Raw genomic sequence first — 24,774 nt, forward strand, 5'->3', positions numbered from 1 at the left:
ATGGTGACCCGGTCGAACTCCGGCGCCGATTTCACGATCGAGCGCTCGAATGCCTCGGCATGCTGCTGCAGGCGCTGCAGGGTCGCGGGTTCGCTCGAGGCCTTGTCGAACTTCTCTCCGGGTCCCGGCCCAGGTTGTACAGCGTTGGCTTGGCCATCCTGGCTTGCAGGCCGCCCTCCGGATTGCGTCCGCTGACGTCGTAGAAGTTCACCTTCCACTCGCCCTCGCGCCAGGCCTGCAGGCGGCCGCGGTAAAAGTAGGGCAGCACCTGGCGCGAGCTCGGCGCCTGCCCGTGCAGCGTCTTGCTCAGGTCGCTGCCGTCCACGACCGTGTCGGGCAGCCTGGCCTTGGCCAGCGCCGCGAAGGTGGGCAGGAAATCGTAGGTCGCACCGATGCCGTCCACCACCGCGGGACGGATGGTGCCCGGCCACCAAAACAGCGCCGGAACACGCGCGCCGCCTTCGTAGGTCGATCCCTTGCCGTCGCGCAACATGCCGGCTGATCCCACGAGCTCTTCATAAAGGATCCAGGGACCGTTGTCGCTGACGAACACGACCAGCGTATTGCTGGCATCGAGGCTGCGCCGCACGGCATCCAGTACCCGCCCCACGCTGTAGTCGAGTTCCGCGATGGCGTCTCCCACCGGGCCGCCCTTGCTGCTGCCTACGAACTCGGGTGCCGGCATATGGGGCAGGTGGGGTTTCTCGTAGCCCACCCAGGCCAGGTAGGGTTGATCGCGCTTGCTGCCGATGAAGTCAACCACCTGGTCGGTCAGCCGCTTGTTGAAGCTGGGCTGGTCCACCGGACGCTCGACCACCTGATCACGGTAGTCCACCCGGCCGTTGGTCTCCACCCGTTCGCTAGCGATCAGCGGCGAGTTCCAGTACGCGTTCTTCGGATTGCGGAAGGCTGCGACCGCCTGCCGGTAGTACAAGGCGAACAGCTCCTTTGGCGACTCGCCCTTCGCGAAGCGCTGGCGTAGTTCCTTGATACTAACGCCGCCGGGAATCCCGGCGAAGTACGCATCGTTCGACATTGGCATGCCCCACCAGGAATCGAAGCCGTGCCGCGTCGGGTAGGCGCGCGGGGCATCGCCCAGGTGCCATTTGCCGAACAGGGCGGTGGCGTAGCCGGCATCGTGCAGCAGGCTGGCGACGGTCACCTCGCGATCGGGAAAGCCATAGGGATCGTCTTCGACCTGTACGCTGTTGAGGGCGCCATACAGGCCGGAACGGGTCTCTACCCGCCCCGTCAGCATGGCGCCGCGGCTGGGCGAACAGACCGGCGAACTGACGTAGAAGTTGGTCCAGCGCTGGCCTTCCGCCGCCATTCGGTCCAGGTTGGGCGTGCTGAACACCGGATGGCCGTAGCTGCCGAGATCTCCCCAACCAAGGTCGTCCGCGATCAGCAGGATGATGTTGGGGCGGCTGTGTGGGTTAGTGTGCCGGCCGGTATCGGGTGCCGCCTGCACTTGGGACAACGGCACGGCGAGTGCCAGGGCTGCCAGTAGCATCCTGCGCGGACGCATCGCGCCGCTCCCAGGCGCCGTCGCATGGGGGCCCGACAGTGCCATGCCTGCGCGCCCTGTCAACCTGTTCCGGATCGTGATGCAAGCCTCTTGCATTGTCTTTTCTCCTATCTCTTCGAGGTGAATCTTGCGTCGTTGCGGCTCGCGTCCTGCTTCCCTGCCGGCGATACGATCGCGCCGTCCGCATAGTCGATCGCTGCCGGCTTGAATCCGATGCGCATCGCATTGACATGCAGGATCTCTCCCGGCCTGAGCGGGATGGTCTCGCCGCCATAGACAGACCAGTTGGGTGGGACGGGGCGCATGTCGCCGATCTTGGCAAAGCCCTTGCCGAACAGCTCGCCGGCCAGGCGCTCGTAGTCCCAGCTCTGCACCACGTGGCTGGCGCCCGTGGATGGCCCAGCGGGCCGCTCGATCCAGTAGCCGATGGAGGCCCCCGGCGTGGCGCAGGCGATCTGCACGCCATCGGCCTCCCTGCGCACTTCAGGAATCGCGGTCGCGGGTGGTTCGCTGCCGCCCTGCCACATGTGCCTCAGCATCTCTCGCTCGGGAATGCCGCCCATGTCGCCGACCTTGGCCGTCCACGCCTTGAAGGCATGCCGGAGCTCTTCGATCTTGTCCCGGTACTTCGGGTCATCCGCCAGGTTGTGCTGCTCCCAGGGATCCTGTTCGGCGTCGTAGAGTTCTTCCACCGGCTTGGTCTTGAACCACGCGGCGGCCGCAGGCTCGAGCTTGCCCTCGGTATTGAGCGCCAGAAGCTCGCGCATCATCGGCAGCATCAGGCGGAATTTCAGGTTCTGGTAGTACGGCTTGTCCGGCATGTAGTTGTACAGGTAGCGGTAGCGCGCGTCGCGCACCATGCGGACCCGGTCGTACTCGGTATCCATACGGTCGCGCGCCGCAAAGACGTACTGCCGCGGCGCACCTGCCCGCTGCTCGCCCAGGAAGGCCTGGCCCTGCATATAAGCGGGAATCGGCACGCCCGCCAGGGACAGCACGGTCGGCGCGAGGTCGACCCCGCTCACCAGCTCGTCGCTGCGGCCGCCTGCGCGCATCGCGCCGGGAAAGCGCACGATGAGCGGCACGTGCGTACCCCGCTCCAGGATCTCGCGCTTCATCCATGGCAGGTTGCCGCCGTTGTCGGCGAAGAAGAAGATGACCGTGTTGTCGTAGAGGCCGTCATCCTTGAGCATCCGGATCAACTCGCCGACCTGCCGGTCCATCAGCTCGATATTTGTGTACATGCGGGCGACGTCGCCGCGCACGGTCGCGGTATCGGGATAGATCGGCGGCACGGCGACGTTGGCGGGATCCGCGAGCAGCGGGTCCTTGCGCAAGGCCACCATGGACTCGTGGGTCAGGAAGAAATTGAAGACGGAGAAGAAAGGCTTGCCCTTCGGGCGGTTGCGGAAGGACGCAGCCGGACCGTTCTCGTCCCAGACAGTCACCGGCGCTTCGAACTGGTAATCCTGCTTTTGGTTGTTGGTGGTGTAGTAGCCCGCCTTGCGCAGGTATTCCGGGAAGGCCTTGACCGGCTCCGGCAGCACCACCGAATAGATCGGCGGAATGCCGGGGGCTTCGACTTGGCGCCGTCGCCGGCGCTCGAGAGCTCTCCACTGAGGGTGCGCATGTGGTGTGCGCCCACCGAGGTCGGGTACATCCCGGTGATCATGGCGGCGCGTGCTGGTGCGCATACGCCAGCGGCCTGGTAGGCGTGGGTGTAGAGCACGCCTTCCCTGGCCAGTTGGTCGATGTTCGGCGTTCTGGCCTGGCTGTCGCCATAGGCGCCGATGAAGGTGGTGATGTCCTCGACCGTGATCCAGAGGATATTCGGCTTGTCTTGATGGGCTTGCGCATGGAGCAGGCCCGCCTGCAAGGCGAGCAGCAGCGCGGCGGCGCGCCGCATCCAGCGCTGCGGACCTGTCGATGCTGCGCCCGAGGACATCATGCTGTTTCTGGCATTCACTTTCATGCTTCTTTCTCACCCCTGATACGTTGCTATCCCTTCCGATCCATTCTGCCCACAAGGCCCGCTTTACTGCCGCCGTCGGCCGGTGCATCGGCCGACGGCTTGCGCTTCTGCTGCGCCTGCCACCTATCCACGTCCATCACCAGGCGGAAGCCCAGGTGCGACATGCCGGTGTAGGGATCCGCCCCGCGCCTCGCGCTCGGGCGGTAACTCAGGCAATAGTCTTGGTTGCAGAGGAAGGAGCCGCCCCGGATCACGCGTCTGGGCGCACGCTCGGGCACACCGGGCTCCGAGGGATCCCAGCTGTCGGCCGGCCCTTGCGGGTCGGTGTCTTCGCGGCCACTGCCCGCGACACGCCGGAACTGGTCGGCACGGTACCAGTCGGTCACCCATTGCCAGGCATTTCCGGTCATGTCGTACAGCCCGTAGCCGTTGGCGGGGAAGGTGCCGGCCGGGCTCGTGCCCAGCGCGCCTCCCGCCTTGGGGCTGACCACCGGGAACGGCCGCGCCTGCTGCCCCTGCCAGACGTTGGCCATCTGCCTGCCGCCAGGCGCGAACTGGTCGCCCCAGGCATACGTGGCCTGCTCCAGGCCGCCGCGCGCGGCGAGCTCCCATTCGGCCTCGGTCGGTAATCGCTTGCCAACCCACTTGGCATAGGCCTGTGCGTCCGCATAGGACACCTGCACGACGGGATGGTCATCCTTGCCGTCGATGGAACTGCCCGGGCCCTGCGGATGGCGCCAGTCCGCGCCGGCGACAAAGCGCCACCAGCGTGAGTAATCCTGCAAGGGCACCGGCCGGTCGGTGCCGACGAAGACCATGGCGCCCGGCACCAGTGCGCTGTCGGGCGGGCGCGGCGTACCCAGCGGCACTTGCACCTTAATCGTTTCCCAATCCGGCTTCTGTTCCGCGGTAGTGACATAGCCGGTGGCCGCCACGAAGGCGCGGAACTCGGCATTGGTCACGTGGTGCCGGTCCATCCAGAATCCGTGCACGCGCACCTTGTGCGCCGGACGCTCATTGGGCTGTGCGAGTTGGTGGTCGCTGCCCATCAGGAAGGAGCCACCAGGAATCCAGGCCATGTCCTGCGGGCCTTTGACGCCATCACCGACGATGATCCGATGCGCCGAAGGCACGGCGGAATGACCATCCGCTCTCACGCAACCGATCGCGACAACGCCGATTGCCACCGGCGTGACGATGATCGCCGCGATCCAGAGTGAAGCGCGACGCAACGGCCGCTTCGCGCTTTCCGGAGTGCGTGCTACACCCGCGATCCCTGCGGTACGCAATCCGCTATGCTCTCTGGCATTCTTCATACTAGTCTCCACTGGCCAGCCGAGATAGCGGCCATGATGCGGCTTCACGAAATTAGAACTTGTGACGGATGCCAGCCGCAATGCCTGTCTGGCTGTTCGCTCCCTCGCCAAGGAATGCACCGTTTGCGAACCCGATTGCCGGGGAATCAAGGTTCAGTCCGGAATTCCTCGCGTAGCCAACTGTCAGATATATGTCGGTACGTTTAGAAAGCGCGTAGTCGGCGATGAAGTTCAATTGCCACGGGTTCACCGGATTGACATCAGGCTGTGCGGAGTTGGTCTTCAACGTCTTGCGATCGTCGTAGTAGTAACCCAACGTCAGTGTCACGGCAGGCGTGGCGCTGAAATTGACGCCGGCCCACCAGAAATCATCACGCACCAAGGCGCGGCCCGTAGCGTCCTTGTTTTGTCCCCAGCGATAGCCGGCCATCCACTTTGTCCGGCCCAGCTCATAGCTTGCGGCCAGAGCCAGCTTCTTTGACGTGCCAGTGCTTCCCGGCGTGAACGCAGGATTCCATTGATCATAGGTGGCGGCGAGGCCAAGGCCTGCTCCCAGGTACATCAGGCCAGCACCGTAGGCGGTATTGTCCTTGGCATGCCCGGGTGTTTCCCCTGCGCCTTGCCCGGCAACGGGAGTCAGGCCGAATCTGCTCAGTCCTGCCCCAAAGCTGTAGTGCGCTTTCGCCGTGAGCGGCCCTGCGACTGCGGTGTACTTCACGGCATTGTCCAGCCCTCCGCCACTGGCCGTTCCGCCAAGCAAAGCAACCGAGGGCTCGAACAAGGGGGCGAACTTGGCCGGCATGAAATTTCCCAGTGTTTCATACATGCTGGTGTTCTGCCGGCCGAGCGTGATCTCGCCAAGTCGATTGCTTTGCAGGCCAACGTACGCCTGCCTTCCGAACATGGTTCCTGCTCGCGACACTTGTCCCGTGTCGGCCCCAAAGCCGCTCTCGAGGACAAACAACGCCTTGAGGCCTGTACCCAAATCTTCTACGCCACGTATCCCCCAACGTGAGCCCGACATGCCGCCGGCCGTTTCCAGGGAGAACTTGTTGCCCCCGGGCTGTCGGGTTACAGCCCCAGTGACAGGGTTGATCACTGGCGCAATCTGCGCCTGGTGGTTGACATACTCGACCGGCACGTCGATGACGCCATATATTGTCACGCTCGATTGGGCATAGGCCATGCCCGTGCTGCCGATAGCGAGCGTCAACGCGGCACCACTCGCAAAGTAGATCTTTCCTTTCACAATTCTCCTCCATCTTCTTCTTGTTTATCGTCCTTATGCAACCGCGGGACCCATACTTCGAGTCGTGCAGGGCGTAGTCTTCCCTTCACTTCGGATTCCGGCACGCAACTCGCCGCACAAGCAGCTCAGCTAGCTTCGATATCCCGCGTCGCTCCGATCCAGCATGCGAAGGAGCGCAGGCCAGACAAAGGCGGAACCGAGCCCGCCGGTCTGGACTCGGATCGCATTCGATACGTCCCTGACAATATCTGCGGATACATATGTCAGTTCCCCGCCTGTCTGCGCAGCGATCTGAATCTGGCATGCGGATTCCAGGACGTACATACTCATGAATGCGTCGGCCACCGTCCCGCCGACCGTCAGCAGTCCGTGGTTACGCAGAATCAGGTGGTTGGCGGGACCCAAGTCCGTCTGCAGGCGCGGCTTCTCGGCCTCGTGCATGGCGACGCCTTCGTAGTCGTGGTAGCCAAGCGAACCGAGGATGAAGGTGGACTGCTGGCTGAGCGGCAGCAGGCCGGCCTTCTGCGCGCTCACGGCCACGCCGCAGCGCGTGTGGGTGTGCAGCACGCATCGGGCATCCTCGCGCGCCTCATGCACGGCGCTATGAATGACAAAGCCCGCCGGGTTGACCGGGTAGGGCGATTCGAGGACCTTGTTGCAACGGGCGTCGATCTTCAGCAGATTCGAAGCCGTGATCTCCTCGAACATCAGCCCATAGGGATTGATCAGGAAGTGGTCTTCCTGCCCAGGCACGCGTGCGCTGATGTGGGTGAAGACCAGGTCGGACCAGCCGTGCCGCGCAACCAGCCGATAGCAAGCGGCGAGGTCGACGCGCAACTGCCATTCCTCGGGACTAATGCACTCCTGAATGCTTGCGCAAGGGGTAGATGTCATGGTTTGTCTCCTATCAGAAATCAGGACGAAGCAATCTTGGGGTCGGGGAGCAGCGGGTCCGCCGGGAACGCGAGCCCCTCCCCCCACGACGGAGGAACCCGTGGCGCCATACTCGGGTAGCGCTGTCACTCGGAACGCTTGCTCAAGGCAGCACGCCATGTCGGGCCATGCGCCCCATCGCTGGCAATGCACGCTTCAGCGTCCGAAGTCTTGGCCTTTCAGACTGGCATCCGCGTGCAAGACAAGCTCCCCTGCGGAATGCCCGAGTGCCAGGCGGTACCGGCCGGGGTCGATGCGCCAGCACGCCTGCGCAGCCTGAAAGCGCGCGAGCAGGCGCGGATCGGCGCGCACGCTGACGCGGCACGACTCGCCGGGCCGGAGGCTGACACGCTGGAATCCGAGCAGGCGCGTGCGACATTCGCCGGCCGCTTCGGTCAGGTACACCTGCGGGACATCGGCGCCCGTGCGCGTCCCCGTATTGGTCACGGTGAAGCTCGCGGTGACGGTCTCGTCCACGCTAACCTGTAGGTCAGCGTAGGCGAAGCTGGTGTAGCTCAGGCCATGGCCGAAGCTGAAGAGAGGTCGCTGGTCCGTCTTGGCGAACCAGCGGTAGCCGACTTCGGCGCCTTCGTGGTAGCGGACCTGGATGGGGGTGCCCAGTTCGACTTCGGCCCCGGGCAATGCCGGATGCGGTGTCTGCTCGAGGCTGGCGGGGAACGTGACAGGCAGGCGGCCGGACGGATTGACTTCACCCGCCAGCATTTCGGCAATGGCCTGCGCCCCAGCCTGGCCGGGAAACCAGGCCTGCACGATGGCGCGTACCTTGCCGTGCCAGGGCATCGCCACGGGATTGCCGGTCTGCAGAACCACGATAACGTTGGGGTGAGCGCTGGCAAGGGCATCAATCAATGCATCCTGGCCGAATGGCAGCGTCATGTCCGGGCTGTCGAAGCGCTCCCCCTCGTGGCGGATGGCATGCACGATCACCACGTCGGCTCGCTGCGCCAAAGCGAGCGCGCCGGCGATATGGGCCCCGCTGTCGAACTCGACCAGCGTATTCGGCAATCGCTTGCGCAGTTCCGACAATGGTGAGGGCCCGAACAAGCGCAGGGTGGTGGGTCCCAGCAAGGGATGGCTGCTCGATGGCACTTGTGCGGCGTACCCGCCCGGCGGCATGACCTGGCTCGAGCCGTCGCCGGATAGCACGCCGGTCTGCGCATAACCTCCGATAACGGCGATGCGCTGTTTGCCCGGCGCCAGCGGCAGCGCCTGCGCCTCGTTTTTCAGGAGCACGATGCCTTGACGGGCCGCTTCCAGGGCCACGGCGTGGTGCGCGGTGAAGTCGACCGGCGCGGCAGGAGAGTGCCGGTCGATGCCGACCGCATAGTAGGAGCGAAGCATGCGCCGTACCATCTCGCTGATGCGCGCCTTTGGCACCTTGCCTTTCGCATAGGCTTGCCGGAGCGGCCCGGTGAACCACTCCTGCGCGTCCAGCTGCGCGCCCGAGTGCTGATCGAGACCATGCAAGGCGAATTCCCAGCCGTAGACAGCCAGCCAGTCTGACATTACCCAGCCCTTGAAGCCCATCGCGTCCTTTACCGTCTCCTGCAGGATGGTGCGGTTGCCGCAGGCGTACACGCCATTGATGAGGTTGTAGGCCCCCATCAGCGCGCCGGGCTCGCTCTTTTCGATGGCGATCTGAAAGGCCAGTAGATCGCTCTCCCGATGCGCGGCAGGATCAATGATGGCGTCCAGGAAGAACTTGTTCGTTTCGGTGGCATTGAGCGAGACATGCTTGAGCACGGCGATCACACCCTGCTCCTGCGTACCGCAGACCATCGCTGCTCCCATCAGGCCGGAAAGCAGGGGGTCCTCGGAGATGTACTCGAAGTTCCTGCCATTGCGCACGTCGCGCACCAGATTGATGCCGCCGCCCAGCGCGACGTTGAAATCGCGCGCACGTGCTTCCTTGCCGATGAGACTGCCGACCACTCGGACCAGCTCCGGATTGAAGCTCGCGCCAAATGCGAGGCCGGCTGGAAAGGCGGTGGCAACGTCATCCGGGCCGCCCGTGTGGCGCAGCCCGAGGCTGGCGTCCGCCAGCCTCAGCGCCGGGATGTCGAGACGCGGCACGCCGCGCGTATAGCCAGCGATGACAGGTAGCTCGGGCGGCACGCGTGGCTCGCGCGTGGACCTGCCGAATACTCGCACCATCAGGCTATATAGCATTGAGAACCGCTCATCATCCGTCATGCGCGCTTCGGTGTCGCGGGCGCGCTGGTCGGGATCCTCATGCGTGGCGGCGCGCGAATCTGCTGACAGGACAGGCGGTAGGGAATCCATGGTGGAGTGGAGACGGTCAGGCATCAGGTGTAACCTTGCTTGCAGTTGCTGCGTCGGTGGCGACGGAGGGGTTGCGGCCTGGAACGCGCCGGCAACGGTGAAATCAGATGGATGTGCCGGAGGCCGTCCGGCGTTGGCGCAGATCACTCAGGATTCCGCGGTGTGCGCCGGGCGAGATCGGGTAGAAGAAGGCGAACAGTACGCCGATGGCTAGCAGCACCATGGGCCCCTGCCACAGCATCGCCCACATCCCATCGATCGCCGCTTGCGCCTGAGCTTGGTTCGCAATGAACCCGACCGCGCCGAGCGAGTGGCCGACACCGCCGACCGCGATGGCTAGCGCTCCTTTCTGCGCGAAGGCAATCACGCCGAAGATCGTTCCTTCGCCACGGATGCCGGTGCGCCATTCGCCGTACTCCACGGTATCGGGAATCATGGCCCACATCGCGAGCAAAGTCGCGGCGCTGGCGAAGCCGATCACGCCGAGCAGGAGCAGGAAGACGCTGACGCTCGGCGTGCCCAGCCCGCCCAGGAGGGCATAGGTGCCGATGCCCAGGCAGCCGCCGGTCAGAGCGACCAGCCGCTTCGAGGTGCGCCGCATGACCCATGCCCAAAACGGGATCGCGATGAACACCTGGAGCGCGACGACCCCGAGCGCTAACCCGATCAGATCCTCCCTGTGCAATGCGTACTTCAGCACATAGGGAAGTGTCTTGGACAGGAACGTGCCCGCGGCAGACAGCGCCACCCCCATGCCGCAAACCAGCAGGAAGGCACGATTGCGCAGCACGACGGCCAGCGCGTCCCGCACCGAAGGAGCATGCGCATCGGGCTGGACCCGTTCCCGGGTGGAAAAGAACGTGAGAAGGAACACCGGAAGCGACACCACGGCATAGAGGGTCATCACCACCAGGAAGCCCTGCTTCTCGTCCGCCGGGCCGAAGATGTGCACCAACTTCAGTGTGGACAGCGCCACGACGAGGCCGGCGGTGCTTGCGCAGACCATCCGGTAGGCTGCAAGACTTCCCCGCTCCCGACTGTCGTTCGTCAGGGTTGCCATCAGCGCGTTATAGGGCATCGACAGCACGGTATAGGTGGTCCTGAACAGCATGTGCGTCCCCATTACGAAGGCCAGCAGGCCGGTTCCCATTGCCCCGGTGGGAAAAAACATCGCGACAAAGCTGGCGGCAAGTGGCACGCAGCCGAACAGCAGGTAAGGCCGATAGCGGCCCCAGCGGGTGCGCGTGCGGTTGGCGATGTAGCCAGCCACCGGGTCGCAGAGGGCATCCCACAACATGGCCCCTCCGAATATCCAGCCGGCGGTGGCGGGAGAGAGCCCGACGACGTCGGTGTAGTAGTACAGGAGATACATCGTGGTCGCCTGCCAGTACAGGTTGAAGGCGAAATCACCGATGCCGAAGCCGATTTTGGTCCGCAGCGGAAGCCTTCCATCCTGTTCCTGAATGAGCGCCGAAGGCGCTGACGCCGTTTGCGACCCGACGGCGTCCAGATTTGCTGCTGTCATCGAACTAGCTCCACCAACACGAAAATGTTCGCGAACGCCGCATTGCGCTCAACGCAATCGGACCGGCCGAATGGTCGTCAAGGCCGCCTCTCGATCACGTTCGGCTCCAAAAACTCACCATATGGATAATTTACCAAGCGCACTATGTGGGCGTCAAGGACGACGCGGCGCTCCCGTCTCAGTACAATCCCTGAACCGGCGGACGCGGTCAGCCGCTGAGGATGCCAAGGCGTTGTCAGGAGGTCGCAGATAGCGTTGCACGTGAACGCTCCCACGACGCGTTCACGATGCAGCTTCGCCGGCGTGATCAGACCATTCGGGGCACCCTACTGAGGAAATTGGAGATGCGGGTTGTCAGGCAGGCACAGCAGGGACGAAGTGAAAAGACTCGCGCCGAGATACTTGGCATTGCACTGGAGCAGTTCTCGACGCGTGGGTTCGACGCGGTGAGTCTGCGCGAGATCGCGGAAATGGCGGGTGTCAATCACGCCATGATTCGTTACTACTTCGGCGGCAAGGAGAGCCTCTGGCGCGAAAGCGTGACCTATTTGTTCGACCGGTTCGCGCAAGAAATCGCGCCACCACTTCGTGGCGCACAGGGATACTCCCGGAAGCAGCGAAGGAGTACATCCGCAACTATGTCCGCTATTGCGCGCGCCACCCGGAACACGCCCGCCTGATGATGCAGGAAGCGAACCGAGACTCCGAACGCTTGAAGTGGATGGCAGAAGCATTCATCCGGCCGCGCCATGACCTGACCGTCCCCCTGATCCAGGATGTTCGCATGCTGACCGAGGGGCTCGAGCAGATCGATCCCGTGATGCTACTGTATATGGTCACTGCTATCGCCCAAGTTCCCTATCTGCTCACTGCAGAAATGAAGTACGCGCATGGAATCCATGCGATGCGTGAGAACGCGATCGAGGCCCATTGCGAGGCCGTATTGGCGTTCATCTTCCGGTAGCGCTCCGCGCCACATCCTTTGGGCGGGCAATCGCACACAGAGATGGCTTTCCTAACGTTAGCACCGTGACGGTCCGTGCAAGCGCACCGCTAGCGAAGCCAGCGCGGCTCTAGCGCGGGGGAGCCTTCCCACCAATGCCCGGCCGGATGGCTTCCCGATGCCAGCCTCGCCCACATCCCCAGACATGCCCGACGCGGCCTCGTTGGCCGCCTTGCGCGCTTGGTACGCCGGTACTCCGCCGCGCCAGGCGGTTGAGCGCTATTGTCCCGACGCGCTGGGGAGGGGCCACTCCGCGCGCGGTGTGCTTGGGCAGATCCGGCGACAGCTGGCCGAGGTTGCCTTGCGGCGTCACCGCCCGGATCTGGCCGCCCTGTTTCAGGAAGGCGTGACGACTCACCCGAATCAGGCCAAAGTGATCGCCCGTGCGGTGGAGGCGCTGCAAACCTTACCGGCGCCTGAACCTCAGGTCAGTGACGACATCGATCTATGGCTGCCCGGCCGCGCGGTGGCAGCGCTGCGCACCCACGGTATCGCGACGCTGGCGGACCTGACGGTACGCATCCCCCGGCGACTGCGCTGGTGGGCAACTATTCCGGGACTGGGCGCCAGAAGCGCCCAGCACATCGAATCGTTCTTCGCCGCACACCCGCAATTGACCGAACGGGCGCGGGCCCTGATCAAAGCGGCGCCGAGCGAGCCCATTGTGCCGTGGGAACGGATCCGGCTGCCGCACGAGGTTGACGGAACGCGCGGCACGTTTCGGGCACCGCGGCGGATGTGCACGCTCGTGGCCAATAATGACCATGACGCGATCAATGCCTGGCTGGGCTTGCATGAATCCACTGAAACGCAACGGGCCTACCGCAAGGAGGCCGAACGCTTGCTGCTGTGGTCGATTATCGAACAAGGCAAGGCGCTGTCGTCGCTGGCGACGGAAGACGCTGCCGTTGCAGATCGCTTCTTCTATGATGAGAATTGCGTCAAGGTTTTTCGCTAAAAATGGTCCTCACTAAACTTTGCTCAAGGGCGACACGCGTCGTGTTGCTGCCAGTTTCAAGTTCCGGGTCATCGTTGCGTGAGGCCCCTGATCGCCATCACAAACTTCCTATCCGCCGGATGTTTCCGGCATAGTCCTGCATGCGCGTAGCGCGTAGAAGACCCGGTGACAGGCTAGGTGATTAAATTGCTCCATTCGTCATTACGTAGCAAAGTTAAAAGTAGACAGGCCCGCGCAGATCGCTGGTTGCTAAGCGACCGACACTAATAGGTTGAACTGTCTGTTTCTACCCTCCGGTTCTTGCGTGCTTCAGTACCGCGCCCTCGGGTATGACCCCGTGCTCAAGGTAGCGCCACAACGCGATGACGAGCCGCCGCGCCACCGCGACGATGGCAATACGTTTGCTCCGCTTGTTCTGCGGATTGCCCAAGGTACGCTGCGTGAACCACCGCGCGATCACGCTGTCTGGCTGATAGCGCAGCCAGAGCCATGCCATCTCGATCAGCAAGGAGCGCACTCGCCGGTTGCCCTGCTTACTGATTCCCTGGTCAACCCGGCTCTCACCGCTGTCGTAGGGCTGAGGCACCAGACCGACACAGGACCCCACTTGGAAGCTCGCCGTCGAGGAGCCCAGGAGTGCGGACCACGAGCGCTTCGTGCAGGCGCTGTGCAAGATCGAACCCGTGGTGGGCGAGGTCCGCAGCCTCGCGCGGGAGTTTCTCGGGCTCATGCACCGGCGAAGTTTGCGGCAGTTCGATCGATGGTTGAGGCGTCTGTCGCGCTGCGACGCTGCGGAAATGCGTAGGTTCGCGCAAAGCCTGCGCGCCGACTTGCCGGCTGTGCGGGCGGCCTTCAAGCTGCCATGGAGCAATGGCCAGACCGAGGGTCACGTCAACCGGCTCAAGTTCCTCAAGCGCCAGATGTATGGCCGCGCGGGCATCGGGCTTCTGCGGCTGCGGGTATTGAAGCCAAACTGAACGACCAGCCTGCTTGTCTTGCTGGACACGCTAGTCCGATCGCCATCGCGGGCGGTGCGGCCGGCACGAGGCTGGCCGGCTTGCCCACGTTCGTCAATAAGAAGAATGGTGGTGGTGGTGGTGGTGGTGGGTGGTGGGCGGTGGAGACGACGGGCGTTCCACGCGACAACATCTTCCACGCCAGTGCGCCCTCGTCACACAAAGTGCGTAAGACCCATCTTTACTACACTTCACGGATACTGAGGGCGGCGTTGGCGGGATGCGGCCTGGCGTTTCTACCGGAGGACCTGGTGCAGGAGCACATCGCCAAGAAGCGGCTCGAACGGGTGCTTGAAGACTGGTACCCCGTGTTTCCCGGCTACCATCTTTATTACCCGAGCCGCCGCCAGTCTTCCCAGGCCATGGCCGTGGTGGTCGATGCGCTGCGCTACAGGATTTGACGCTGGGTGATCTGGCACCATGACGCCGCTCAGGCGCCGCATTCATGAATGGCACTTATGACTGTATGCTGCTTCAGGCATCTAGTCACCGCGCGGTACGCAACCTATCATCGCTCGACGAACGTGTCAGCAAGAATGGATCCGACCGCATGGAAGACTTCCTCGACCTGCAGGAGATTTCTGCCCTCCATGGTCGTGGCACTTGACGGCATGACGCCCGCCGCGTCAACGATGGCGTTGGTCCCCAGCCGTTAGGCCCCCATAGCCAAGTAGGGGGATTTCTTCAGCTTCTGGGTGCAGAGCTATAGAAAGCATGACGCATGCTCCGTCACGGTGAAACAGAGACTGTGTGTTGCCGGAGCCACGCCCTGAAGGCGCGGCAAATCTCATCGTTGGCGCAACGGGCCGATGCTGATGCTTCGAAGAAACCAAAGAATGGATGGAACATGTCGTCAAAGCGGCGCAACTGGACAGGCACCCCTGCAGCGACAAGACGCTCCGCGTAGGCAATCCCCTCTTCGCAGAGCGGATCGTGTCCGGCCACTGCAATCACGGCGGGGGGCAAGCGACGGAAGTCCGCGGCATGAAGGGGGACGGTGGACACATGCCAGCCAGCGCTGAGTTTGCGCCCATGTACAGTCGTGAAATATCGCGCAAATCGCCTGGCGACAGCATCGGGAAGTCGTTGCGCACGGCTTCGATCCGGAGCGTGTCACGGGCCATGTCGACGCCGGGCACGACGAGCAGTTGCGCGGTGAGGTGTACACCGCGATCCCGCAGCATCAGCGCGGTCGATGCCGCCAGGTTGCCGCCGGCGCTCTCGCCGGCCACCGCAACTTGCGCAGCGTCGCCCCCGAGCGCGGCGACGTTGCAGATGGCCCATAGCGTTGCCGTCAGTGCATCGTCATGCGCGGCGGGAAACGGGTGCTCGGGTGCCAGCCGGTAGTCAACCGACACGACAACAGCGTTCAAATCACGGCAAAGCTTGCGCGCAATGTCATCCATCAGCTCGACGCTGCCCAGTACAAAACCGCCCCCGTGGAAGAACACAACCGTTGCCAGCGTCGGCGACGCGCCGCACGGGCGATAAACCCGCACCGGAACATACGCGCCCTCGTGGGCAGCAAGGCAATCCTCGACGGAGCCGACAACTGGCAAAGGATTGCGCTCCCGTCCAGCCATGATGGCGGTGCGCATGCGTTCCCTGGCCTGATCCGGGGAGCCAGAGAATGGAGCCGGCGCACGGGCGTTGCGCATCGCTGTCACAATGGCAGCCAGCTCCGGGTCAAGTGCAAGGGGGATGGCGCCGGCGCTCATTGGAGACCAAGAATGTAGTGTTGGGAGGCAAGCGCGCGCAGACGCAGCGCATCCAGGTCGATATCAGTCATGCGGCCATGGCGCTTGACCGCGCGCCCCGCGACGAACACCGTGTCCACGTTGCCCGGATGGGCAGCCAGCACAACCGCGCCCACTGCGTCGGACACGGGCGTAAGGTTCAGGTCGTCGCCGCGGATCATGAGGATGTCGGCCTGCTTTCCTGGCGTCAGCGAGCCAATCTTGTGGTCGAGACCATTCGCCCTGGCGCCCGCCACCGTGGCGAACTCGAGCACATCCCGCATCGAAAGGGTCGCCGGCGCATTCGCCACTCGCGAGTGATTGCCGCCCATCCATGAACGGTAGTAGGCGAAGGCGTGGCGCATCTGGGTGAACATGTCGCCCGAGCATTTCGTCTCGGTGTCCCCGCTCAGGCTGGGCCGGATGCCGGCGGCAAGCAGGCGATCGAACGGGATGTCGCCGATCCCCTGCGCGTTCAGCTCGCAATGCACGCCGAGGGACGCACTGACGCCGGCGTCCGCCATCATCGCGATTTCCTCCGGGCTGGAAAAGCAACAGTGCACGAATGTCAGGTCATCACCCAGAACGCCCGCGTCGTGCATCTGCGCGATCGCCTTCACGGGAGCATTGCGGGCATAGGCACCCATGTGAATCGACGAACGGATCCCGAGTTCGCGCGCCAGGCGCAGGTCGGCAAGCCAGACGTCGCGGCACGCCATCTCGGGACCACGTCCCGCCATGGCAAGCGTCAGCAGCTGGTCATCCGAGGAGAAGAAGCGCTCGCGCAGGCGCCGGATATCTTCAGGATGGCTGCGACGGCTGTCGAACATCCACGAGGACCCGTCGACAAGCGGCCAGCCGTGCGCGAACACGCCGCGGATGTTCGTGTCGCGCAGGCCAAAGACAGCGGCGTCGGCATGGTCCGGACTGTTCTGCACATGCGACCAGTCCAGCATGGTGGTGATACCACTGTCCAGGGCGGAGACGGCACCGAGCATCGTGCCGATGTAGACGTCCTCCGGCCGGAAGGCAGCGCCCTTGGCCCCCAGCATTTCGGCAAAGTAGATCTGCGGATCAATGTCCGCATAGCGGTGCCTGACGCAACTCTGCCAGGTGTGCCGATGTGTATCGACAAAGCCGGGGAGCACGATCATGCCCCGGGCGTCGAGGCGCTCCGCATCAGAGACCTCGATGTGCGGTGCCACGGCGGCAATGCGATCCCCTTCGATGAGGATGTCGCCCTCGCGAAGGTCTCCGATGCGCGGGTCCATGCTGAGGATCCAGCCGCCCGTCATCAATAGACGTCTCTCGTTCATAGCCTCACCGCCTCAGCCATTTCGCCAGTTGCGCCGCGACCTCGCCGGCCTGTGCGACGTCCGTTCCCACCCACGCCACGTAGCCGTCCGGGCGCACCAGCAGCGCCTTCACGCCGTCCATCGCTGCGGGAATCTGCGCGGCGCGCGCGGTCAGCACAGTGACGGGCAGCCCCGATACGTCCAACGTCGAGAACTGGCGGCTGAATCCTTCCAGGTCGAGCAACACGAACCGGCGCTGCCGCAGCGTCTCAGTGACCGCCATGGCGCTTCCGTCTGGCAGCAGAACCTCGATGTCCGGACAACGCATGCCGGTCAGCGGATGGCTGCCCGCATCGCGCGGATAGGGAGCCTCCAGCCCACAAAGCTCCCGTACGAGCTTTCGTTGCACGTCGGGCAGCGCAATCATGTGTTCCTGCATGCGTCGCTTGAGGGTGACCGCGTCCGGCTCGAAGTTGAACTGCAACGCGCACTGTGCCTTGACGCTGTCGAGCAGGGCGCGCATGACCGGCAGGCGCTCCGCATCGTAGGTGTCGAGCGTCGCGGCGTCCGCCACGCCGTTGACTACGTTGGCCAGCTTCCAGCCCAGGTTGAACGCGTCTTGCAGGCAGAAATTCATGCCCACGCCGCTTGCCGGGTAGTGAATGCGTGCCGATTCGCCGACGAGGAAGACCCGCCCCTGGCGCAGGGTTGGCACCGCACGCATCTGGTCATCGAAGCGAGACGCCCAGCGGTAGCCTCGGATGCCGTAGTCGGTGCCATGCACGTCGCGGATGCATTGCAGCGCCTCTTCCAGCGTGACAGGCTCATCCTTCGGCGCATGACGACGGTCTCGATGCACGATATTGAATCGCGTGATGCCTTCACCGAACACATAGCCGCGCACCCAACCCATCTCGTTGTCGACGTTGATGCGTCCGCCGGGCCAGGGCGCCTTCAGTTCGGCGTCAAACACGATGCCGCGAAAGGTACCGGAATGCCCCTCGAAGGGAAGGCCAAGTTTAAAGCGAACGATACTGCGGCCGCCATCCGCGCCGATCACGTATCGCGCGCGCATTGTGGTGGCCGTGCCAGACGCATCCACGACATCGAGCTCGACACCGTCTTCGCACTGGCACAGGTCCCGCACTTGCGCGCCTCGCTGTATCTCTGCCCCACATTCCACCGCCCAGTCCCAGAGGATTTCCTCGGTCAGGTTCTGCGGCAGGCCTAGCGTGAACCCGAAGCGGGATTCAAGATGCTTCCATTCGATCGGGTGAAAGCCCGCCCAGATGTGCGACGGCCGGAATGGATAGTCGGAAATCGAGCGGGTCTTCTCGATGAACCGGTTCGCAATCCCGCGGGCATCGAACAATTCCAGAACCCGGGGCAAAATCGTGCCGGCGCGCGACTGGACACCGTCAGAGCGACGCTCCAGCACGAGCGTCCTGACGCCGGATCCGGCAAGTTCGGCTGCCATGGTCAGCCCCGAAGGCCCTCCCCCAACCACAATCACATCCCACTGCATTACATTTTCTCCTTCAAGGGCCATAGCCGGAAGCCGGAATCACGAGGCGTCTCTGCGATCCGGGTCAGAACAGATGCGTGATGCCAGCCTCCACCACCATCTGACGCGATGCGGTTGCGGGCGCCTGGTTGCGCATTACCGCAAGCTGACCGGAACCGGCAACCTGCAAGACGCCGAGCACGTAGAGGCTCGTGCGCTTTGACAACGCGTAGTCGAGGTGGGCGTGAAACTGGTTCCATTTGTACGGATCCAGACTTGTGTACGAATAACCTCCACCTATGCGCGTCTGGGGAGTCACGTACTTATAGGCACCCACGTCGACGGACTGGGCCGTCTCCCGGACACCTGCCGCGGACAGGCGCGTATAGCTGTAGTTACCCATGACCCGCCACCCCTCATCCGCATAGGCAATCCCTGCTGTTGCCGTGTTCTGGCTCTGGAGAACCGACGCGGTGGGCGTCTTGCTGAAATCGATCCCGTACAGCCGGGTGATGCCCAGCTTGAGCGCCGGTGCATAGGGCACGCCATTGACCGATTCCCAGACGAAAATCGTCTGGATTGGGCCGTTGGCATAGCTGATCTCGCCTCCGACTGCGCGCCCGGCATTGGTCGTCGAGCTGGCGCTGCCGAAGGCGTACATGGCGCCAAACTGAAGGCCGCCGAGGACAGGCGACTTGTACTTGACCGTACTGTTGAGCGAGTTGCCGACGGTCCTGTCCAGGTTTCCGGGATGCGTTGCCAGCAGCGACGTGTAGCGCTCCGAGGTGAAGGGGACCAGGTCGGCCAGGAGGTCGTACATGGATCCAAGCGATACCGTTCCCTTGCTGTTTGAGCTCAAAGCGACGAAGCTCTCGAACGGCGTGGAGATCCCGGTATCCAGGAAGGCGTACTTGCTCAGCCGGAAGACTGCTGCAGTGTCGCCGTCGAGCATCTCTTTGCCCGACATGGCGAAGAATGGGACGGCATGCGTTCCGTTGAGTTGATACTGGCCGCTGCCGTGCGCTCCGGCATTGGTCGTGTACGACACGCCCGATCCGAGCAGGCCTGACAACGTGACCGATGACTGTGCCTTGGCCAGTTGAGGACAAGTTATCAGAACAGCGGTGCTGACCAGGTGCAATACTGTCTTCTTCATTCCAGCGTCTCCGTCTCTTCTATTTATCGTATCGACGCGCGTGACCCTGCAAGCCACCTGCCAGGCGGCTTGTTCGGATCTGTCTCCATGCGGATCAGCGCGAGGGGATGTGGGCGGGGGTGACGGCCATTTCGGCTACGGCTACGGCTTCGCGATGCAACAGCGCCCGATACATCCAGGCCGACGCCGTCACCGCCAGCACACCGGCACAGGCAAAGACCAGCGCCATGCCATGAGGCAGCGCGTCCCGGCCCGCGTCGAAGACGTGTCGCCCGGCCAAAGCGATCAGCGTGGGCGAGAGTCCCTGCCCGATCAGCCCGTTCAGGACCAGCACGATCGCCATCACGAGGCCCACTGCATTCGGCGGCACGACTCGGGTCACGATGGTTGAGGCCACTGCCATGAAGGTCCAGGAAAACAGCACGACCATGGCGTCCACCAGCCAGAAGGCGATGAGCGTGTCAGTCATGCAAAGCAGGACGGTCAGGCTCGGTACAGCCACGCTCACAACGATGCCGACAATTGCCACACCGGAGAGCCGGTTGGCGCGAGACTGCGCGTCCATCGCCATGCCGGCGAGCCACAACCCGAGCGGCCCCATGGTGAGCAGCAGCCCGCCCTGGATCAGTCCGATCTCGCCCATGCCAAGATGAAAGCGCCGTGCAGTCATGGTTGGCATCCACGCCCCAAGCCCATAGGTGATCATGGCGTTGGCTACAGCAAAGACCAGCAGCGGCAAGAACAGCGACTTCCGGTCTGCGAGATAGCGGAACACCGCTTTCGTGGTCGGCCGCTCGCTGTGCGTAGCGTCGGCATTGCGCCCGGGGTCGCGGTTCAGGAAGATCAGCAGGCCCACCGGAAGCCCGACGATGCCGATCAGGAACAAGGTCATCTGCCAGGCGGCTACGTCCCCGATCAGCGGGATCGCTCGCAAGCCGGCAGACTGGATCCAGCCCATCATGGGCCCGCCAAGCACCAGGGACAGCCCGGTGCCCAGCATCAGCGCCATCGTGTAGACCGACAGCGCACGCGCGCGGCGCTGGTCGTCAATGCCATCGCGAATGAGGGAATACGACGACGGCGGAATCAAGGCTTCGGCGCCACCAACAATGACGCGCGCTACGACCAGCGCGACGAAGGCAGACGCAGCGGCGTTCGCCGCGACCGCAACCGACCACACCAGGACGCCCACCGCGACAATGACGCGTCGGTCGTAGCGATCCGCCAGCCAGCCGGCTGGCAATCCCACCGCGATATTGGAAACGGCAAAGGCGGCACCGATGAGATAGCTGATCTGGATGTCGCCGACACCAAAGTCACGCTGGATCGGGCCGACCATCAGCACCAGGATGTTCTTGTCGATCTGCGCCAGCATCGTCACCACTGTCAGGGTGGCGACCAATGCCCACTGCGGCGCAGCCGATCTCTGCTTGTAAGGCTCTCGAATCACTCTGTTGTCTCCGTATGTTCTGGATGTTCGCCGGCTATCGGTGCCGTTGCCCTGGATTATTGGTTAGGGAGTGACATTTACAAAATTTATTGGTTAAATGCCTGACATCCATCGTGTAAATGTTCGCAAGCCATGCGTTTCAACAAGCTAGACCTGAATCAACTGGTCGTCCTCGACGCGTTGCTCTCAACGCGCAGTGTCGGCAAGGCCGCCGAGCGGCTCTTCCTGAGCCAGCCAGCCACGAGTTGTGCCCTGAGCCGTCTGCGCGAGTATTTCGAGGATGAGCTTCTGATGGCGGTCGGCAAGAAACAGGTCCTGACGCCATTGGCCACTGAGCTCGTGAAGCCGGTCAGGAATGTGCTCTTGCAGATTCAGACAATCACGCGGGCGAGGCCATCGTTCGATCCCGCCACATCGACGCGCCGGTTCACGATCGAATCGTCCGACTATGTCATCAGCGTCTTTCTGTCGGAGGTCGTCAGGCGGGCTGCGAAGTTGGCACCGCTGATGCAGTTCGATCTACGCGCGATCAGCCCGCAGACACCCGAGCACCTCGACAGCGGCGAAGCGGAGTTGCTGATTGCCCCCGAATTCGCCACGGTGCCAGGGCATCCGTCCGAGCCGCTCTTCGAGGACTCGTTCTCCTGTCTTGTATCCAGCGAAAGCCCACTCGCAAACCATGACCTGACTATCGACAGGTATTTCGACGCAGCGCACGTCGCCGTTGAATGGGGCGGCGGGCGTCGAATCACGTTTGACGCCCGCTTGATTTCCACCGGAAAGCGCGTACGCCGCCAGGACGTCATCGCACCGAACTTCACGCTCGTGCCTGAACTTCTCCTGGGGACGGCTCGGATCGCCACGCTGCCAACAAGGCTCGCACAGCAAATGGCAAAGCGCTTCGGCTTGCGGATCCTGGAGTGCCCGCTTGACCTTCCGCGATTTGCGGAGAATCTTCAGTGGCAGAAGTATCAGGAAGGCGACCCGGCTATCGTCTGGCTACGCAAGCTGCTACGGGAGACCGCCGCGCAGATGTCGCCAATGTTGCAGCCGGCAGTGAAGGCATCGAAGTCGGTCGGGTGCGGACGAGGAAAGCCACGCCCCGCGTCGAAGTCCATGTCGGGGTGAGGGACGCAGAGAGGCCGTGCATCATCGCCCTTGATTGACTCGGCGCGCGTCAAGGTGGTTGTCGCCTCAGTCATGCAGCCAACGGCTGTATTTCTTTTGTCTGTGACGCCATGGCCGCCACCGAGTCCCGTTCAGGGTTAAGCGTCACGGCGCCGACGGGCGTCCAGTTACGCGTGCTGCCTGACCAGCGAGCCGGGGTGCGTTCGCGGGCCTGAAGGTAGATTTCATGCCGAGCCGCGAGGATCTTCCGGTCATCGCTGACGTGCCGCTGCGATGGGCTGACATAGCGGATGCCGCTATGACGGTGGTCAACGTTGTACCGACGCACGAAGTGGGTCGCCCAGGCCCGGGCTGCGTCCAGATCGACGAAGCCATTGACAGGGAACTCTGGCCGGTACTTGGCGGTTCGGAACAGCGACTCCGCATAGGCGTTGTCGTCGCTCACGCGCGGCCTGGAGTACGAGGGCTTCACACCCAGCCAGTACAGCATAGCCAGCACGGTCGTGGCCTTGAGCGTGGCGCCGTTGTCGCCGTGCAGCACCGGCTTGACGGGCATGGTGGCGATGCCCTCGGCCAGCACCGTGCGGCGCACCAAGTGCGCGGCGTGCAGCGAGTCGTCGCTGTCGTGCACCTCCCAGCCCACAATCTTGCGGTAGAGGTCCAGAATCAGATACAGGTGGAACCATTGCCCGATCACAGTGGCCGGCAGTAGAGTAAGAGACAGGGCGTAGTCGGACTATTTCCCTGCCTCTCCTCTCCGAACCGGACTTGCGCCTCTCAGCGCATCCGGCTCTCCGTTCAAGTGTTGCTCATAGCAAAGGCGACATCGGGGTAGCGCGACTCGATGGTACGGCGTGTCTCATCGCGCAGGATGTATGGATTTTCTGTCAGGGTCCGCCAAGTAAAACGACCTTTGCGACTGGTAACGAGACGCCGAAGCGCCACCACCCCATACCACCCCCGACTGTTCTGGCCTTGTAACACCCATGTTGTAGCCTGTCCCGGCTCCGGCACCCGGATGCAGTCGCGCATCAGCGACCTGAACCCGCGCCGATACTTGCGCGCGAGCCAGTGCCCGAGTTTCCAGAAGACCGCTCGGTCTAGTTTCTTGAACATGGTGGCCGTGTAGTCGGTGTATTGATAGAAGGCAGCCCAGCCAGCAATTTGCCGATTCAGGCTTTCCATCAGGTCCATCCGGTTCATGCCGTAGTTGCCCGACAATTGCTTTACGAGCCTCCCGGCAAAGCCTCGATACTTCTCCCACGGTATGGTCGTCACAGGCCGCATGCGGCCGCGTGGCCCACGCTTGCGAATGATCCGGTGACCGAGGAAGACAAAGCCGTCGTTCACATGCGTGATATGGGTTTTCTCCATATTTAGCGTGAGCTTCAGTTCGCCTTCAAGGAACCCACGGCACGCTTCGCGTACTGCCTCAGCATGTTCACGGGTTCCTTTGACCACGATCACAAAGTCGTCCGCGTATCGACAGTAGGACACTGCTGGCTTCCACTGCCGACTTTCTCGAACAGCAATGGGTCGCTGTTTGAGAATTGCGAAGTTCCACGCCCACCGATCCTTCCGCACTTTCTTGTTCAGGTAGTTCCGTTCCATCCACGCATCGAATTCATGCAGCATGATGTTGGATAAGAGAGGCGAGATGACACCGCCCTGAGGAACGCCTTCGCTTGCAGCACGAAACAGCTCGCGATCAACACAACCCGCTTTGATGAACTTCCAGAGCAGGGCAAGAAAGCGCTGATCGGCAATCCGCTTGCGAATCCCCTTCATGAGCAGCCGATGTTGAACCGTATCAAAGTAGCTGGCGAGGTCGCCCTCAATAACCCAACGTCCCGCAGCACTTTGTTCACCGCTGTCTTGTAGCTGGAGCTTCACCGCGCGAATCGCGTGATGTACGCTACGGGCAGGCCTAAAGCCGTATGAAGCCGGGTGGAAATCGCTCTCCCATATCGGCTCCATCGCCATCAACATTGCCCGTTGCACGATCCGATCCCGCAGGCTCGGTATGCCGAGAGGTCTGAGTTTTCCGTTTGCTTTTGGTATGTACACGCGTCGCGCAGGCAGCGGACTATATGAGCCCGCCAGCAGTTCGTCGCGTATCGTCGCCAGTTCATGCTGGAGATTCGCTTCCATCATGCCCTTGTCGATCCCGTCTACACCCGGGGTGCGCGCTCCGCTGGATGCCAGCGTAATACGAGCCGCTTCACTCAGCCAATCCCTATTGGCAATCAGCCTCAGGAGTCGATCGAGCTTGCGCTCTTTGTTCTCCATCGACCATGTCGCCAGTTTGCTTTGCATTTCACTGATTATCAAAGGTCTTCACCTCACTAAGGTCAGTTAATTAACCAAGCAAACCACTTAAACTGCCTCCCTTCGCCATGTGGCCGGCTTTCCCGACCTCGGACTACTACGGAGGCTCCGCCAGCCTGCACATCATCGGGGGCACACTCCCTTGGCATCTGTGCAAACCTTCCCCAGTTCACATGCTGGACTCAGCGCATGGGCGAGGTTGCCTGTCGCAGTCTTTATCCTTGCTTGCCGCAAGTCGTCGCGAACACCACGGTCTAGCTGCGCGCTCCCCGTGGCTCCTTGCTGCTCGGCTTACATATCCAAGTAGCATTCGTGTCGCCGGTCCTTACCTGTATCCGGCGGCAATCCGCGTCCTGCCTGATAAGCGGTGTAG

18 protein-coding genes and 5 pseudogenes are annotated in these 24,774 nt (G+C 63.0%); 6 read left to right on the forward strand and 17 right to left on the reverse strand.

What is annotated here, in order from left to right:
• Nucleotides 1-31: 31 nt before the first annotated feature.
• The 8 genes from OMK73_RS10145 to OMK73_RS10180 form a co-directional block, all read right to left on the reverse strand.
• Nucleotides 32-1,528: a sulfatase-like hydrolase/transferase gene (locus tag OMK73_RS10145; RefSeq protein ID WP_267601907.1), complete on the reverse strand. Its 1,497-nt coding sequence runs from the start codon at nucleotides 1,526-1,528 to the stop codon at nucleotides 32-34.
• Nucleotides 1,529-1,635: 107 nt separating this feature from the next.
• Nucleotides 1,636-3,078: a sulfatase gene (locus OMK73_RS10150; protein ID WP_267601909.1), complete on the reverse strand. Its 1,443-nt coding sequence runs from the start codon at nucleotides 3,076-3,078 to the stop codon at nucleotides 1,636-1,638.
• Nucleotides 2,973-3,500, reverse strand: a complete 528-nt coding sequence (locus OMK73_RS10155; RefSeq protein ID WP_267601910.1) for a sulfatase-like hydrolase/transferase — start codon at nucleotides 3,498-3,500, stop codon at nucleotides 2,973-2,975. The genes OMK73_RS10150 and OMK73_RS10155 overlap by 106 nt, the downstream gene beginning before the upstream one ends.
• 26 nt (nucleotides 3,501-3,526) lie before the next feature.
• Nucleotides 3,527-4,816 carry a formylglycine-generating enzyme family protein gene (locus OMK73_RS10160; RefSeq protein WP_267601912.1) on the reverse strand — a complete coding sequence of 430 codons (1,290 nt, stop codon included), beginning with the start codon at nucleotides 4,814-4,816 and terminating at the stop codon, nucleotides 3,527-3,529.
• Between the two features lie 52 nt (nucleotides 4,817-4,868).
• The gene (locus OMK73_RS10165; protein ID WP_267601914.1) at nucleotides 4,869-6,065 is read right to left on the reverse strand and encodes a porin; all 1,197 of its coding nucleotides are present in this window, start codon (nucleotides 6,063-6,065) and stop codon (nucleotides 4,869-4,871) included.
• A gap of 129 nt (nucleotides 6,066-6,194) precedes the next feature.
• A complete protein-coding gene (locus OMK73_RS10170; protein ID WP_267601916.1) occupies nucleotides 6,195-6,959 on the reverse strand; it encodes a class II aldolase/adducin family protein in 765 nt (254 codons plus the stop codon).
• A 195-nt stretch (nucleotides 6,960-7,154) separates the two neighbouring features.
• Nucleotides 7,155-9,326 (reverse strand): beta-glucosidase family protein, encoded by a 2,172-nt coding sequence (locus OMK73_RS10175; RefSeq protein ID WP_267601918.1) that lies wholly within the window; start codon nucleotides 9,324-9,326, stop codon nucleotides 7,155-7,157.
• A 79-nt stretch (nucleotides 9,327-9,405) separates the two neighbouring features.
• On the reverse strand, nucleotides 9,406-10,827 hold the full coding sequence (locus OMK73_RS10180) for an MFS transporter (RefSeq protein ID WP_267601920.1): 1,422 nt from the start codon (nucleotides 10,825-10,827) through the stop codon (nucleotides 9,406-9,408).
• Between the two features lie 287 nt (nucleotides 10,828-11,114).
• On the opposite strand from OMK73_RS10180, the gene OMK73_RS10185 reads away from it, so the two are divergent.
• From OMK73_RS10185 to OMK73_RS10195, 3 genes and pseudogenes are all read left to right on the forward strand, one after another.
• Entirely contained in the window at nucleotides 11,115-11,507 is a 393-nt protein-coding gene (locus OMK73_RS10185; protein WP_267601922.1) for a TetR/AcrR family transcriptional regulator, read from the forward strand.
• Entirely contained in the window at nucleotides 11,507-11,791 is a 285-nt protein-coding gene (locus OMK73_RS10190; RefSeq protein WP_324291700.1) for a hypothetical protein, read from the forward strand. The genes OMK73_RS10185 and OMK73_RS10190 overlap by 1 nt, the downstream gene beginning before the upstream one ends.
• Before the next feature lie 157 nt (nucleotides 11,792-11,948).
• Nucleotides 11,949-12,734 (forward strand): annotated as a pseudogene (locus OMK73_RS10195) (phage integrase family protein); the annotation flags it as partial.
• A gap of 340 nt (nucleotides 12,735-13,074) precedes the next feature.
• Here OMK73_RS10195 and OMK73_RS10200 read toward each other — a convergent pair.
• Nucleotides 13,075-13,398 (reverse strand): annotated as a pseudogene (locus OMK73_RS10200) (transposase); the annotation flags it as partial.
• Nucleotide 13,399: 1 nt separating this feature from the next.
• Between OMK73_RS10200 and OMK73_RS10205 the strand changes: the two are divergent.
• A pseudogene (locus tag OMK73_RS10205) lies at nucleotides 13,400-13,765 on the forward strand (transposase); the annotation flags it as partial.
• A gap of 227 nt (nucleotides 13,766-13,992) precedes the next feature.
• A pseudogene (locus tag OMK73_RS10210) lies at nucleotides 13,993-14,205 on the forward strand (LysR substrate-binding domain-containing protein); the annotation flags it as partial.
• A 328-nt stretch (nucleotides 14,206-14,533) separates the two neighbouring features.
• Here the strand turns inward: OMK73_RS10210 and OMK73_RS10215 are convergent.
• The 6 genes from OMK73_RS10215 to OMK73_RS10240 all read right to left on the reverse strand — a co-directional run bounded on the left by OMK73_RS10215 (nucleotide 14,534) and on the right by OMK73_RS10240 (nucleotide 20,945).
• Nucleotides 14,534-14,809 (reverse strand): alpha/beta hydrolase fold domain-containing protein, encoded by a 276-nt coding sequence (locus tag OMK73_RS10215; RefSeq protein ID WP_324291701.1) that lies wholly within the window; start codon nucleotides 14,807-14,809, stop codon nucleotides 14,534-14,536.
• On the reverse strand, nucleotides 14,755-15,402 hold the full coding sequence (locus OMK73_RS10220; RefSeq protein ID WP_267601926.1) for an alpha/beta hydrolase: 648 nt from the start codon (nucleotides 15,400-15,402) through the stop codon (nucleotides 14,755-14,757). The genes OMK73_RS10215 and OMK73_RS10220 overlap by 55 nt, the downstream gene beginning before the upstream one ends.
• Nucleotides 15,403-15,518: 116 nt before the next feature.
• Nucleotides 15,519-16,856, reverse strand: a complete 1,338-nt coding sequence (locus OMK73_RS10225) for an amidohydrolase family protein (protein ID WP_267601928.1) — start codon at nucleotides 16,854-16,856, stop codon at nucleotides 15,519-15,521.
• A gap of 4 nt (nucleotides 16,857-16,860) precedes the next feature.
• Nucleotides 16,861-18,360, reverse strand: coding sequence for an FAD-dependent monooxygenase (locus OMK73_RS10230; RefSeq protein ID WP_267601932.1), 1,500 nt, complete (start codon nucleotides 18,358-18,360; stop codon nucleotides 16,861-16,863).
• Nucleotides 18,361-18,424: 64 nt separating this feature from the next.
• Nucleotides 18,425-19,480, reverse strand: a complete 1,056-nt coding sequence (locus OMK73_RS10235) for a porin (protein WP_267601934.1) — start codon at nucleotides 19,478-19,480, stop codon at nucleotides 18,425-18,427.
• Between the two features lie 109 nt (nucleotides 19,481-19,589).
• The gene (locus tag OMK73_RS10240) at nucleotides 19,590-20,945 is read right to left on the reverse strand and encodes an MFS transporter (protein ID WP_267601936.1); all 1,356 of its coding nucleotides are present in this window, start codon (nucleotides 20,943-20,945) and stop codon (nucleotides 19,590-19,592) included.
• A gap of 132 nt (nucleotides 20,946-21,077) precedes the next feature.
• Here OMK73_RS10240 and OMK73_RS10245 point away from each other — a divergent pair, with 132 nt between their 5' ends.
• Complete coding sequence (locus tag OMK73_RS10245; protein WP_267601938.1) at nucleotides 21,078-22,073, forward strand: LysR family transcriptional regulator; 996 nt, start codon at nucleotides 21,078-21,080, stop codon at nucleotides 22,071-22,073.
• A 70-nt stretch (nucleotides 22,074-22,143) separates the two neighbouring features.
• Here the strand turns inward: OMK73_RS10245 and OMK73_RS10250 are convergent.
• Nucleotides 22,144-22,791, reverse strand: a pseudogene (locus OMK73_RS10250) (transposase); the annotation flags it as partial.
• A gap of 80 nt (nucleotides 22,792-22,871) precedes the next feature.
• Nucleotides 22,872-24,404, reverse strand: coding sequence for a group II intron reverse transcriptase/maturase (gene ltrA, locus OMK73_RS10255; RefSeq protein WP_324291702.1), 1,533 nt, complete (start codon nucleotides 24,402-24,404; stop codon nucleotides 22,872-22,874).
• Nucleotides 24,405-24,774 lie beyond the last annotated feature (370 nt).

This window comes from Cupriavidus sp. D39 (genome assembly GCF_026627925.1).
Taxonomy (GTDB): Bacteria; Pseudomonadota; Gammaproteobacteria; order Burkholderiales; family Burkholderiaceae; genus Cupriavidus; species Cupriavidus ulmosensis.

Bases quoted from the DNA above. Each gene is read 5' to 3' on its own strand.
- OMK73_RS10155 (WP_267601910.1), bottom strand. From the start codon at position 3,500: ATGAAAGTGAATGCCAGAAACAGCATGATGTCCTCGGGCGCAGCATCG.
- OMK73_RS10160 (WP_267601912.1), bottom strand. From the start codon at position 4,816: ATGAAGAATGCCAGAGAGCATAGCGGATTGCGTACCGCAGGGATCGCG.
- OMK73_RS10170 (WP_267601916.1), bottom strand. From the start codon at position 6,959: ATGACATCTACCCCTTGCGCAAGCATTCAGGAGTGCATTAGTCCCGAG.
- OMK73_RS10185 (WP_267601922.1), top strand. From the start codon at position 11,115: ATGCAGCTTCGCCGGCGTGATCAGACCATTCGGGGCACCCTACTGAGG.
- OMK73_RS10145 (WP_267601907.1), bottom strand. From the start codon at position 1,528: ATGCGTCCGCGCAGGATGCTACTGGCAGCCCTGGCACTCGCCGTGCCG.
- OMK73_RS10190 (WP_324291700.1), top strand. From the start codon at position 11,507: ATGATGCAGGAAGCGAACCGAGACTCCGAACGCTTGAAGTGGATGGCA.
- OMK73_RS10245 (WP_267601938.1), top strand. From the start codon at position 21,078: ATGCGTTTCAACAAGCTAGACCTGAATCAACTGGTCGTCCTCGACGCG.
- OMK73_RS10230 (WP_267601932.1), bottom strand. From the start codon at position 18,360: ATGCAGTGGGATGTGATTGTGGTTGGGGGAGGGCCTTCGGGGCTGACC.
- OMK73_RS10220 (WP_267601926.1), bottom strand. From the start codon at position 15,402: ATGCGCACCGCCATCATGGCTGGACGGGAGCGCAATCCTTTGCCAGTT.
- OMK73_RS10175 (WP_267601918.1), bottom strand. From the start codon at position 9,326: ATGCCTGACCGTCTCCACTCCACCATGGATTCCCTACCGCCTGTCCTG.
- OMK73_RS10225 (WP_267601928.1), bottom strand. From the start codon at position 16,856: ATGAACGAGAGACGTCTATTGATGACGGGCGGCTGGATCCTCAGCATG.
- OMK73_RS10180 (WP_267601920.1), bottom strand. From the start codon at position 10,827: ATGACAGCAGCAAATCTGGACGCCGTCGGGTCGCAAACGGCGTCAGCG.